General features: G+C 67.9%; 10 protein-coding genes. 8 read left to right on the forward strand and 2 right to left on the reverse strand.

What is annotated here, in order from left to right; all coding sequences use genetic code 11:
• Nucleotides 1-222: 222 nt before the first annotated feature.
• From CH341_RS03650 to hmuQ, 3 genes are all read left to right on the forward strand, one after another.
• On the forward strand, nucleotides 223-2,409 hold the full coding sequence (locus tag CH341_RS03650; protein ID WP_111417673.1) for a TonB-dependent hemoglobin/transferrin/lactoferrin family receptor: 2,187 nt from the start codon (nucleotides 223-225) through the stop codon (nucleotides 2,407-2,409).
• A gap of 8 nt (nucleotides 2,410-2,417) precedes the next feature.
• On the forward strand, nucleotides 2,418-3,572 hold the full coding sequence (locus CH341_RS03660) for an energy transducer TonB (protein WP_146604362.1): 1,155 nt from the start codon (nucleotides 2,418-2,420) through the stop codon (nucleotides 3,570-3,572).
• A gap of 68 nt (nucleotides 3,573-3,640) precedes the next feature.
• Complete coding sequence (gene hmuQ, locus CH341_RS03665) at nucleotides 3,641-3,979, forward strand: heme-degrading protein HmuQ (protein WP_111417676.1); 339 nt, start codon at nucleotides 3,641-3,643, stop codon at nucleotides 3,977-3,979.
• Nucleotides 3,980-4,166: 187 nt separating this feature from the next.
• On the opposite strand, the gene mutS is transcribed toward hmuQ, so the two are convergent.
• The gene (gene mutS / locus CH341_RS03670) at nucleotides 4,167-6,944 is read right to left on the reverse strand and encodes a DNA mismatch repair protein MutS (RefSeq protein WP_111417677.1); all 2,778 of its coding nucleotides are present in this window, start codon (nucleotides 6,942-6,944) and stop codon (nucleotides 4,167-4,169) included.
• A gap of 106 nt (nucleotides 6,945-7,050) precedes the next feature.
• Nucleotides 7,051-8,070, reverse strand: coding sequence for an amidohydrolase family protein (locus CH341_RS03675; RefSeq protein ID WP_111417678.1), 1,020 nt, complete (start codon nucleotides 8,068-8,070; stop codon nucleotides 7,051-7,053).
• A 289-nt stretch (nucleotides 8,071-8,359) separates the two neighbouring features.
• Here CH341_RS03675 and CH341_RS03680 point away from each other — a divergent pair, with 289 nt between their 5' ends.
• The 5 genes from CH341_RS03680 to CH341_RS03700 all read left to right on the forward strand — a co-directional run bounded on the left by CH341_RS03680 (nucleotide 8,360) and on the right by CH341_RS03700 (nucleotide 12,876).
• A complete protein-coding gene (locus CH341_RS03680) occupies nucleotides 8,360-9,211 on the forward strand; it encodes a CoA transferase subunit A (protein WP_111417679.1) in 852 nt (283 codons plus the stop codon).
• A 7-nt stretch (nucleotides 9,212-9,218) separates the two neighbouring features.
• Nucleotides 9,219-9,995 carry a CoA-transferase subunit beta gene (locus CH341_RS03685; RefSeq protein ID WP_111417699.1) on the forward strand — a complete coding sequence of 259 codons (777 nt, stop codon included), beginning with the start codon at nucleotides 9,219-9,221 and terminating at the stop codon, nucleotides 9,993-9,995.
• Between the two features lie 226 nt (nucleotides 9,996-10,221).
• Nucleotides 10,222-10,920, forward strand: coding sequence for a protocatechuate 3,4-dioxygenase subunit beta (gene pcaH, locus CH341_RS03690; RefSeq protein ID WP_111417680.1), 699 nt, complete (start codon nucleotides 10,222-10,224; stop codon nucleotides 10,918-10,920).
• 1 nt (nucleotide 10,921) lies between these two features.
• Nucleotides 10,922-11,512: a protocatechuate 3,4-dioxygenase subunit alpha gene (gene pcaG, locus CH341_RS03695; RefSeq protein WP_111417681.1), complete on the forward strand. Its 591-nt coding sequence runs from the start codon at nucleotides 10,922-10,924 to the stop codon at nucleotides 11,510-11,512.
• Nucleotides 11,513-11,706: 194 nt separating this feature from the next.
• On the forward strand, nucleotides 11,707-12,876 hold the full coding sequence (locus CH341_RS03700) for an ABC transporter substrate-binding protein (RefSeq protein ID WP_111417682.1): 1,170 nt from the start codon (nucleotides 11,707-11,709) through the stop codon (nucleotides 12,874-12,876).
• Nucleotides 12,877-12,913: the final 37 nt, after the last annotated feature.

The raw sequence follows: 12,913 nt of genomic DNA on the forward strand, positions 1-12,913 counted from the left end.
CGACGTCTTTAGTTTAGAGCCGTTTTAGACTGAAATACTCGGTTCTTAGAGCGGTTCTAAACTTTAGAAGTCTTGCTTGACGTGCCGTAATACAGTCGGTTACCAAAGGCAAGACCTTAACTGCGGACCCGAACGGGCCGCAACGTCCGCCAGCAAGCCAGCCGGTTCCGGCTCGCACGCCAGCCCGCGACGACATTTCGACAATCGCGAGTGGGGGCTTCGATGGCTGGACGGGCGGGCAGTGCAGATCGGTTTCTCATAGGAGTGTCGGCCGTCGCCGTGCTGGCGGCCGCCGCGACGGCGGCGCGAGCGCAGTCGGCCGAGTCGCTCGACGCGATCACGGTGGTGGCGACCAAGACCGAGGAGAAGGCGATCGATTCGCTCGCTCCGGTCTCGACGGTCCGCATGGACCAGATCGACCAGATCCTGCCGAAGCGTCTCTCCGACATGCTGATCGCCGTGCCGGGCGTCACCGTGCAGGATCGCGGCGACGAGCCGTCCACCTCGATCAACATTCGCGGCCTGCAGGACTTCGGCCGTGTCGCCGTCGTGGTCGACGGCGCGCGCCAGAATTATCAGCGCACCGGCCACGGCGCGAGCGGCGCGTTCTTCCTCGATCCCGAGCTGATCGGCGGCGTCGATATCGTCCGCGGCCCGACCGCCAACATCTACGGCACGGGTGCCATCGGCGGCGTCGCCTCGTTCCGCACCAAGGACATTCAGGACGTGGTACGGCCCGGAGAGAAATGGGGCGTCGAAGGCCACACGCAGGCGGGCTCGAACCAAGGCAGCGGCCTCGCCTCGGTGTTCGGCGGTGTGCACGTCAACCCGAACGTCGACTTCTTCGCCGGCGGCAGCTTCAGGAAGCAGGCGAGCTACGACGACGGCTCCGGCACCGAGGTGATCAATTCCTGGAACCAGGTCGGCAGCGCCATCACCAAGCTGACGGTCCGCCCGGTCGAGCACCACGAGGTGAAGTTCACCGGCATCTTCCAGAACTTCCAGTACGACGCCGGGCAGCCGACCCGGTCGATCAACGGCACCAACCAGACCGGCACGTCGACCTACGCGACCGACCTCACCAACATCACCACGGCCGCGCGCTGGCGCTACGTTCGGCCCGACAATCAGCTCATCGACTGGGACGCCAACGTCTACTGGAACCGCACCGACTCCCAGCAGGTCAAGATCGCGCACATCTCGACCACGCCGAGCGCGCGGTGCGGCGGCGTGCCCGGCAATCCGGTCAGCGGCTGCGTCGGCGACGAGCGCAGCTACCTGCTCGACACGGTGGGCTTCGACGCCAACAACACGTCGCGCTTCGAGGCGTTCGGGCTGCGCCACGCCGTCACGATCGGCGGGGATGCGTTTCACGACAAGGTCCAGACCTACGATCAGACCGGCAACTCGAACATTACGACGCCCGGCGGCGAGCGCACGGTCGGCGGCTCCTTCGTGCAGCTCAAGAGCAACTACTCGACCTGGCTCGAGGTGATCGGCGCGGCGCGCTACGACACCTACGAGCTGTCGGGCCTCGGCACGACCACGTCGGGCGACCGCGTCTCGCCGAAGATCACGGTCGGCGTCACGCCGATCGAGGGCTTCACGCCCTATGTCACCTATGCCGAGGGTTATCGGGCGCCGTCACTCACCGAGACGGTGGTCAGCGGCGCGCATGCATCGGCCGGTGGTCCTCCGGGGGTGACGTGCGCGGACGGCACGTCGGGCATGTTCTGCTTCCTGCCCAATCCCAACCTGCGGGCCGAGATCGGCAAGAACAAGGAAGCCGGCGTCAATCTGAAATACGACAACGTGTTCCTGGCCGGCGCCACGTTCCGCGGCAAGTTCAACGTGTTCCGCAACGACGTCGACGACTACATCGAGCTGACGGCGTTCGGTCCGAACACGATCTACGGCGCGTCCTATCAGCAGTACCAGAACATTCCGCACGCCCGCATCGACGGTTTCGAGGCGGAGACCATGTATGACGCCGGCGGCTGGTTCGTCGGCGTCGCCGGCACGCTCCAGCGCGGCAAGAACGTCGACACCGGCGTCGGCCTGGTGCGGATTCAGGGTGATCGGATCGTCACCACCGTCGGCGCCCGCTTCCTCGACCGCAAGATCACGGCGACGCTGCGGTGGGCTTCGGTCGCGTCCAACGACGATATTCCGGCGAACTACATCCCGGCGAGCTCGTACAACCTCGTCAATGTCTATCTCGGCTATCAGCCCACTCCCGACGTGCTGATGGGCTTCGGCATCGACAACCTGCTGAACCAGTACTACCGGCCCTACGCGATCGCCCGGACGGCAGGCGATGTCGGCGCCCAGAACGACCTCCTGTGGGCGTCCGCCGCTCCCGGCATCACGTTCAAGGGCTCGGTCAAAATCCGCTTCGGAGGAGCCTGATCTCGCCGATGAAAGTCTCACGTTCCCTTCCCGATCCCCAGCGCGGCCTCCTCACGGTCGTGCCGGGGCGCGCCCCCGACAACGACGTGTTCTCCAAGGCCCCTGCGGTCGAGCTTCGGCGCGACAGCGATCCGGGCGGTGATGGAATCGGGACAGGGAACGTGGTGCTGCTCGCGCATGTCCGGGCAGAGCGCGATCATCCGGGGGCGCACGCGGCCGCACCTGTTGCTCCGCCCTCACCGGACGATCGCCCGGCGGTGTCGTCGCGGGGATGGTCACGGCGCCGGTCGGTCGTGGTCGCGGCCTGCTCGTTGACCTTGCACGCGGCGATCCTCGTGGCCTTCGCGCACGAGCCGCCCCCGGTGGCCAGCGTCGGGCTCGAAGTGATCTCGGTCGAGATGGTGCTCGGCGCCGACAGCATGGCCGGGGTCTCGTCGACCCCGAGCCCGTCCGAGGCCGCACCGACCGAGGAGGCCAAGCAGGAGCCGGAGAAGACCGAGCCGGAGAAGCAGGTCGAGGAGGCCAAGGCGCCGGAGCCCGAGCCGACGCCCGAGGAGCCGCCGGTCGAGCAGCAGGTCGCCGTCGCACAGCCGGACCCGCCGCCCGAGCCGCAAAAGGACGAGCCGCCGCCGCCCCCCGAGCCCACGCCCGTCATCGAGAAGGAGGCGCCGGAGACGGTCGCGGCGATCCCGCCCGAGCCGCCGAAGCCGCAGCCCAAGCTCGAGGTCAAGCCTGAGATCAAGCCGGCGCCGAAGCCCAAGCCGAAGGCCAAGCCCGAGCCGAAGAAGCGGACGGCCGCCCGCACGTCCAACGATGCACGCGAGACCAACACGTCGCCGGCGCGGTCGAGCAGCGCGGCCGGAATCGGCGTCGGCCGCTCCGACCTGAACACCAACTACCGCGGCATCGTCGCGGCGCATCTCGCCCGGCACAAGCAGTTCCCGGCCGAGGCGCGGGCAAGTGGTCAGCAGGGCAGCACCAGCGTGAGCTTCACGATCGACGGCTCGGGCCGTGTCACCTCGGTCCGGCTCGGTCGCGGATCGGGAATCGCCAGCCTCGATCAGGAGACCACGGCGATGGTGCGCCGTGCGTCGCCGTTCCCGCCGCCGCCGAGTGGTCAGTCCATGACGTTCTCGGTGCCGGTCAGCTTCTTCCTGCGCTAGCGAAGCGACTTTACTTCGCCGGCCGGGCAGGTTTCGATTTGTCGTCAGCCCCAACAGGAGCCCCTTCGATGTACATTGCGATGAACCGTTTCCGGGTGAAGAAGGGAAGCGAGGAGACCTTCGAGCAGGTCTGGCTGACGCGCGAGACGTATTTGGATCGCATGCCGGGCTTCGTCGAGTTCCACCTGCTCAAGGGGCCGGAGGCGGAGGACCACACGCTGTATTCCTCTCACACCGTGTGGGCGTCGAAGGCGTATTTCGAGGCGTGGACGACGTCGGACGAGTTCAAGATCGCACACGCCCGCGCCGACAACTCCGGCACCGGGCCTCTCTATCTCGAGCATCCCAAGTTCGAAGGCTTCGAGGTGAAGCAGACGGTTCGCCCGCGGGAGAGCGACGCGGCGTAGAGCTGACGCGGCGTAGAGCCACGCGGCGCGTCGACCCTTTGCTTCACCCTCCCCTGGAGGGGAGGGTCGACGCGCGCAGCGCATCGGGGGTGGGGTGAGGCCCCACCACGACGGAGAGGCTGTGACCCCCTCCCGGCGAGTATTGCTCGCCGACCTCCCCCCTCCAGGGGGAGGTGAAGAAAGAGCATCACTCCCGTGCCGCCTGCCTGAGCGCGTAGAGCGCCTCCAGCGCTTCGCGGGGCGACATGTCGTCGGGGTCGATCTCGGCGAGCTTTTTCAGCACCGCCTCGGCGCGCGGATCCGCCGCCTTCGGCGCCGGGACGGGCCGCGCGGCGAACAGCGGCAGGTCGTCGACCAGCTTGCGGGCCGGCGAGGTGCGGTCCTCGGCCTCCAAGACGCCGAGCACGTGCTTGGCGCGCTCGATGACGGCCGGCGGCAATCCGGCGAGCTTCGCCACCTGGATGCCGTAGGAGCGGTCCGCCGCGCCGGACACGACCTCGTGCAGGAACACGACGTCGCCGTGCCACTCCTTCACCCGCACCGTGATGTTGAACAGGCGGTCGAGCTTGTTGGCGAGCGCCGTGAGCTCGTGGAAGTGCGTCGCGAACAGCGCGCGGCAGCGATTGCGGTCGTGCAGGTGCTCGATCGCTGCCCAGGCGATGGAGAGGCCGTCATAGGTCGCGGTGCCGCGGCCGATCTCGTCGAGAATCACCAGCGAGCGCTCGCCGGCCTGGTTCAGGATCGCGGCCGTTTCCACCATCTCGACCATGAAGGTCGACCGCCCGCGCGCCAGATCGTCGGCCGCGCCGACGCGCGAGAACAGCCGGTCGACCACGCCGAGTCTCGCACGCGTCGCCGGGACGAAGCTCCCGGCCTGCGCCAGCACGACGATCAGCGCGTTCTGGCGCAGATAGGTCGATTTGCCCGCCATGTTGGGGCCTGTCACGACGGCGATGCGGCCGGAGGCCTTCGCGGACGGCGGCGACAGGTCGGAGTCGTTGGCGACGAACGAGCCCCCCTCGACCGCGATGGCCTGCTCCACCACGGGATGGCGTCCGCCCTCGATACAGAAGGCGAGGCCGGAGTCGACCTCCGGGCGCACGAAGCGGCACTCGACCGCGACCGCGGCGAGCGACGAGGCCACGTCGACCACGGCGAGCGCGCGGGCCGCAGCCTTCACGGCATCGGCCGCGTCGACGACGGCGGCGACGAGGCGCTCGAAGATGTCGAGCTCGAGCCCGAGCGCGCGGTCGGCCGCGCTGGCGATCTTGGCTTCCAGGGCGCCGAGCTCGGTCGAGGTGAAGCGCACCTGGCCGGCGAGCGTCTGGCGGTGGATGAAGGTGGCGTTGAACGGCGGCGTCATCAGCCGCTCGGCGTTCTGCGCCGTCACCTCGACGAAATAGCCGAGCACGTTGTTGTGCCGGATTTTCAGCGCCCGGAGCCCGGTCTCCTCGGCGTAGCGGGCCTGCAAGGCGGCGATGACGCGGCGCGATTCGTCACGGAGCGCCCGCGCCTCGTCGAGTGCCGCCTCGTAGCCCGGGCGCACAAAGCCGCCGTCGCGCTTCTGCAGCGGCAGCTCGTCGGCGAGGGCGGTAGACAGCATGGCCTGAAGGGCCGGGTCGGGAGAGCGGAGATTCGCCACCGCCTCGGCGATCTCGTCCGGCATCGTCGCGCTGCCGAGCCTGACGCCGAGATCCGCGGCAGCGCCGAGGCCGTCGCGGATCGCCGCGAGATCGCGCGGGCCGCCGCGCGCCAGCACGATGCGGGCGAGCGAGCGGGCGAGGTCCGGCGCCGCGGCGAGCCTGTCACGCACGATGCTGCGGATGGTGGACTCGCTGGTGAAGGAGGCGACCGCATCGAGCCGTCGGTCGATCGCGGCCGGATCGGTGAGCGGTGCCGCGATGCGCTGGGCGAGCAGGCGCGAGCCCGCCGCCGTCACGGTCCGGTCGATGGCGGCGACCAGCGAGCCGCGACGCTCGCCGCCGAGCGTCCGCATCAACTCGAGGTTCGCGCGCGTGGCCGCGTCGATCAGCAGCGTGGCGCCGAGCGCCTCGCGGGTCGGCGGCGACAGCGGCGGCCGCTTGCCGAGCTGGGTGCGCTCCACATAGGTGATGCAGGCCGCCGCGGCGGTCAACTCGAGCCGCGAGAACGTGCCGAAAGCCTCGCTGGTCGCCACCGCGAAGTACGACGTGAGCCGGCGCTCGGCGCTCGCCCCGTCGAACACGTCGCGTCCGAGCGGCGTCACGGCCGGAAGCGTCCGCAGGAACGGCGCGACCTCGGTGTCCTCGTAGAGCGCGTCCGAGACGATCACCTCGCCGGGTTCAACGCGGGCGATCTCGGAGGCGAGGCGGGTCCGATCGCATTCGGTGAGCCGGAACTCGCCCGTCGAGATGTCGAGACAGGCGAGGGCGAAGCGCGCCTCCTCGCCGCTCGCCGACGGCTTCGCCCGCACGATGGCGGCCAGGAAATTGTTGCGGCGGGAATCGAGGAGCGAGTCCTCGGTCAGCGTGCCGGGGGTGACCAGGCGCACGACGTCGCGCTTCACCACCGACTTGCCGCCGCGCTTCTTCGCCTCGGCCGGGTCCTCGAGCTGCTCGCACACGGCGACCCGGTGGCCGAGCGCGATCAGCCGGTGCAGGTACTCGTCGGCGCGCTCGATCGGCACGCCGCACATCGGGATGTCGAGCCCCTGGTGCTTGCCACGCTTGGTCAGCACGATGCCGAGCGCCCGGCTGGCCGTCTCGGCGTCCTGGAAGAACATCTCGTAGAAGTCGCCCATCCGGTAGAACAGCAGGCAGTCCGGGTTGGCGGTCTTGATCTCGATGTACTGCTCCATCATCGGCGTGACGCGGGCGTCGGCGCGCGCCTGCGCGTCGGCGACACGGGTGTCCGGATCACGCGTATCGGCACGCGGCGCGTCCGCATCCGCGGGAGCGTCGGGAACAGGCTTGTGCACAGCATCCATGGCGGCCGCACGCTAGCAGAAGCGGTCCGAGGATTCTAAGGGGCAGGTCCGCCGGGCTGTGGAGAGATGGCGTTTCTGCACACTCCCCTGGAGGGTGCAGAAAGGCTCACCTGACGAACGTCTTGCCCGTGATCCGCTGGATATTGCCGAAATAGATCAGGTCCAGGGTTTCCTGCGGCAGCCCCAGGGAGTCGAGGATCCGTTGGGTGTCGCGAATGAAGCCGGGGCCTTTTTCGGGGTCGAACGGGCAGTCGGTGGCGAACAGGATGTTCTCCTTCGGGTAGAAGGCGAGGCCCGCCTGGGCGCCGATGGTCGACGAGAAGACGGCGGTGTCGGGGTAGAAGCTCTCGCGGAAGTAGTCCAGCGGCCGCTTCTTCAGGGAGGCCTTCAGCGACGCGTAGTCGGCGTCCGAGGTGCGAGTGCCGATCTGGTCCCAGCCCGGGCCGATGCGGCCGTCCAGCATCGGCACGATGCCGCCGAAATGGTGCACGATCGGCTTGAGGCCGGGATGGCGGTCCAGCACCTTGGAGAAGACGAGGCGCGCCATCATGGCGGCGGTCTCGTAGGACCAGCCGAACGTCCACCAGATTTCGTAGAGGGACTTGTCCTCGCTCTTGTAGTCGGAAAAATCGGCGCGCCGCGCGGGGTGGATCCACACCGGCTTGTCGAGCTTCTCCAGCGCGTCCCAGAACGGCTCGAACTCGGGCAGGTCGATCGGGCGTCCGTTCACATTGGTGTAGATCTGTACGCCGCAGGCCCCGAGATCCCGGATTGCGCGGGTTCCCTCGCGGATCGCGCCCGGCACGTCGGCGAGCGAGACCTGGGCGACGAAGCCGGGGAAGCGGTGCGGATGGCGCGAGACGATCTCGGCCAAGCCGTCGTTGATGATCCGGCAGAGCTCCTCGACCTTGTCCGGCCCGGCCACGTCCTCCATGGGCGGGCTCGAATAGGCGATGATCTGAGCATAGTCGGGAAACTCGTCCAGCATGCGCAGCCGGGCGTCGAGATCGTAGATGCAGGGGATGCCGCGCATCCGCTTGCCGATGCCCTGCTGGCCGGCGCCGAGCCGGTCCATGGCGGCCAGGATGCCGGCGGGGATGAAATGCGTGTAGGCATCGATGCGCATCGGCGGGGGCCTCGTCTGGGGCGCTTCGGGGGCGGGTGGGGCGTCGGCGGCCGGGACCATGGCCAAATTTTCCCCGTTGCGCCAGCCGTGAGGACTGCGTGCGTGGCATGCGGGCCTCCCGTCCGAAGCGGGCACAGGCCTCTGGCGGGACTTCGGAAACCGAAACTTTCGGGCGGCCTCGTCGTGCCGCTGTCGCCGCCGTTTGACCGGGCTCCCGGCGCGCTCCTAGAGTGCGCTGCATTCCTCGCTGTTCGATTGTCGCCGACCGACGGTTCCGGGGGGCCGCCCCATGTCCACCTTCATGTCTCTCGGTGAGGCGATCGCCTCGGCCGTGCACGACGGCGACTCGGTGGCCATCGAGGGCTTCACCCATCTCATCCCGCATGCGGCCGCCCACGAGGTGATCCGCCAGCGCCGCCGCGACCTGACCCTGGTGCGGATGACGCCCGACATCGTCTACGACCAGATGATCGGCATGGGGTGCGCCGAGAAGCTGGTGTTCTCGTGGGGCGGCAATCCCGGTGTCGGCTCGTTGCACCGGTTCCGCGATGCGGTGGAGCGCGGCTGGCCGCACCCGCTGACATTGGAGGAGCACGCCCATGCCGCCATGGCCAATGCCTATGCGGCGGGTGCCGCCGGTCTCCCGTTCGCGCTGTTTCGCGGCTATCTCGGCGTCGACCTGCCGAAGGTCAATCCCAACATCCGGCGGGTCACCTGCCCATTCACCGGTGAAGAACTCGCCGCCGTGCCGGCGCTGCGGCCCGACGTCGCCATCGTCCACGCCCAAAAGGCCGACCGCGACGGCAATGTGCTGATCGAGGGCATTCTGGGCGTGCAGAAGGAGGCCGTGCTGGCGGCGAAGCGTGCCATCGTCACGGTCGAGGAGATCGTCGACGACTTCGGCCCGCGCAGCCCGAACGCCGTGATCCTGCCGTCCTGGACCCTCACGGCCGTGGTCGAGGTGCCGGGCGGCGCCTATCCGTCCTACGCGCACGGCTATTACGACCGCGACAATGCCTTTTATCTCGGCTGGGACGCCATCGCCCGCGACCGCGAGGCCTTCATGGCCTGGATGAAGGCCAACGTGCTGGGGCAGGGACCCGAAGCTTTCGCGGCGCATGGCCGCCGCGCGGCCGCGTGAGGACGCAATGACGCTCGCCTGGACTGCGACCGAGATGATGACCGTGGTGTCGGCCCGCGCGCTGCGCTCGTCCGACGTCTGCTTCGTCGGCATCGGGCTTCCGTCGGCGGCCTGCAATCTCGCCCGCCTCACCCATGCGCCCGGCATCACGCTGATCTACGAGTCCGGCACGCTGGCGACCAGGCCCACGGTGCTGCCGCTTTCCATCGCCGACGGCGAGCTGTGCGAGACGGCGTTGACCACCGTGTCGGTGCCGGAGATGTTCCGGTACTGGCTCCAGGGCGGACGCATTACGGTCGGCTTCCTGCCCGGCGCCCAGATCGACCGCTTCGCCAATCTCAACACCACGGTGATCGGATCGTACGACAAGCCGGTCACCCGCCTGCCCGGCAGCGGCGGCGCGCCCGAGATCATGACCCACTGCGGCGAGATCTTCGTCACCATGAAGCAGAGTCGGCGCAGCTTCGTGGACAAGCTCGATTTTATCACGACGTTCGGGCACGGCGAGGGGGGCGATCATCGCGCCCGGCTTGGAATTCGGACCAAGGGGCCGACCAGGCTGATCACGGACTTGTGCGTCTTCGAGCCGGACCCGGAGACCAAGGAGATGACGGTCACGTCGCTCCACCCCGGCATCACGCGCCGGGAGGTCCAGGACGCCACCGGCTGGCCGGTGCGGTTCGCGGACCGCGTCGAAGACACCGCGATGCCGACCGAAAGCGAGCTCGGCACCCTGCGGGACCTGCATGCCCGCACCCGGCGTGCCCAGGGTCTTGCCTCCTGAAGCAGATCATTCGTCCGCGGCCCGCGGTCGTGATTGTTTCTTCTCACGACGGTTCGCTGTGTCGCCGCACAGCGATCGCGGTCGGCCAGATACAGTTTGTCGCGCGATTATCGCCCCATGCGTCCAAAGAATGACCAATCGGCTCTTGCATTCGCGATACCGCCGGGTTGAAATGCATCAAAACAGGCTGCGACACGCAGCGCTCCGGGAAACGCCAAGGACCCCCATGACCTTCTTTTTTCCCACCCAGAGTCTGTCCGCTTTTCCGCCCCGCCTGTCTCCAGGGTACAAGAGCACGCCCAAGCGGTGCCCGACCAAGCCGCTGATCTTGATGAAGCATACGCTCAGCGAGCTGACCGGCCCGGTCTACGGGCAGGACGCCGTGCAGCCGGGCGACGAGGATCTCACCCGCCAGCACGCCGGCGAGCCGCTCGGCGAGCGCATCATCGTCCACGGGCGCGTGCTCGACGAGGACGGCCGTCCGGTGCCCAACGCGCTGGTGGAGATCTGGCAGGCCAATGCCTGCGGTCGCTACATCCACGTGGTGGATCAGCATCCGGCCCCGCTCGATCCGAACTTCACCGGGGCAGGGCGCAGCAAGACCGACGAGAACGGCCATTACAAGTTCATCACCGTGAAGCCGGGCGCCTATCCGTGGGGCAACCACCCCAATGCCTGGCGTCCCGCGCACATTCACTTCTCCATGTTCGGGCACTCCTTCGTGTCGCGGCTGGTCACCCAGATGTATTTCCCGGGCGATCCGCTCTTCCAGTACGATCCGATCTTCAATTCGGTCACCGACGAGAACGCCCGCAACCGCATGGTCTCGTCCTTCGACCTGGAGAACACCGTGCCCGAATGGGCGCTCGCCTACCGGTTCGACATCGTGCTGCGCGGCCGCAACCAGACCCCGATGGAGAGCTGAGATGACGTTCGGTATCACGCCGTCCCAGACGGTCGGCCCGTATTTCGCCTATGGGCTGACGCCGAACGGCAAGTACGATTGGAAGGACACGTTCGGCAACAATCTCGTCACGGCGGACGCTGCCGGCGAACGGATCCGCATCGAGGGGCGAATCTTCGACGGCGACGGTGCGCCGATCACCGACTCGATGCTGGAGATCTGGCAGGCCGACGCGCAGGGACGCTACGCCAGTCCGGCCGATCCGCGGCCGCGGAACTCGACCTTCCAGGGATTCGGCCGCACCGGCACGGACGCCGAGGGGCGCTTCTCGTTCGAGACCATCAAGCCCGGCTCGGTCCCGGGGCCGGACGACACGCCGCAGGCGCCCCACATCCTGGTCGGCGTGTTCGCCCGCGGCATGCTGCGCCAGAGCTACACGCGGATTTATTTCGACGACGAGCCCGGCAACGCCGCGGACCCGATCCTGGCGTTGGTGCCGGCAGATCGCCGTGGCACCCTGGTCGCCGCCAAGTCGGTGCAGAACGGGCACCCCGTCTACACGTTCGACATCCGCATGCAGGGCGACACCGAGACGGTGTTCTTCGAGATCTGACCGGCGTTCGCCGGATCGTCGTCGGCTCGTCCCGCAAAGGCGGGAATCGGGGGTTTCCTGCCGCGTCGCCCTGGGTCCTCGCCTTCCGGGGACGAGCGGCCGAAGAGCCTTGGTATGGGCAGACCAACCCACCCGGTGAGCCGGCTGGGACATCAAATATAAACGCGAAAAAGCGAAGCAACCGGAGAGGAACCATGCTCAAGCACCTGCTGACACCCCTCGCGGTGGCTCTCGGCCTAGCGGCTGCGGGTCCCGCGTCGGCGCAAGGTGTCGTCAAGATCGGCGTCATCGAGGCGATGACGGGCCAGCAGCAGTCGACCGGCGTGCAGACGCTGGCGGCGATGCGGCTCTACATGCAGCAGCACGGCGACACCGTCGCCGGCAAGAAGATCGAGCTGATCGTCAAGGACGACGGCGCCGTCGCCGATAACTCCAAGCGGCTCGCCCAGGAGCTGATCGTACGCGACAAGGTGAGCTTCCTGGTCGGCTTCGCCGTGACGCCGACGGCGCTGGCCGTCGCGCCGCTCGCCACCGAGGCGAAGGTGCCGACCATCGTGGCCAATGCCGGCACGTCGATCATCACCGAGCGCTCGCCCTACATCCTGCGCACCAGCTTCACGCTGCCGCAGTCGAGCGTCATCATCGGCGAATGGGCGGCCAAGAACGGCATCAAGAAGGTCGTCACCATCGTGTCCGACTACGCGCCGGGCGCCGACAGCGAGAAGACCTTCACCGAGGCCTTCACCAAGGGGGGCGGCCAGGTTCTCGAAGCCGTCAAGGTGCCGCTGGCCGCGCCCGACTTCGCGCCGTTCCTGCAGCGTGCCCGCGACGCCTCGCCCGACGCCATCTTCGTGTTCGTGCCGTCCGGCCAGGGCGCCACCTTCGTCAAGCAGTTCATCGAGCGCGGCCTCGACAAGGCCGGGATCAAGATCATCGGCCCCGGCGACGTCACCGACGACGATCTGCTGAACGGCATGGGCGAGCAGGTGATCGGCACGGTCACGGCGCACATGTACTCGGCCGATCACCCGTCCGAGCTGAACAAGACGTACGTCGAAGCGTTCAAGAAGGCGAACAACGGCCTGCGCCCGAACTTCATGTCGGTCGGCGGCTACGACGCGATGCATCTGATCTACGAGGCGCTGAAGAAGACCAATGGCGACACCAACGGCGACAAGCTGATGGCGGCCATGAAGGGCATGGCCTGGGACAGCCCGCGCGGCCCGATCTCGATCGATCCGGAAACCCGCGACATCGTCCAGAACATCTACATCCGCAAGGTCGAGAAGAAGAACGGCGAGCTCTACAACGTCGAGTTCGCCACCTTCGACGCCGTCAAGGACCCCGGCAAGGCGAAGAAGTGATCTCCTCGTCACCTCCCCCTGGAGGGGGGAGGTCGCC

Origin of the sequence: Rhodoplanes roseus (assembly GCF_003258865.1) — a bacterium.
GTDB classification, from domain to species: Bacteria; Pseudomonadota; Alphaproteobacteria; order Rhizobiales; family Xanthobacteraceae; genus Rhodoplanes; species Rhodoplanes roseus.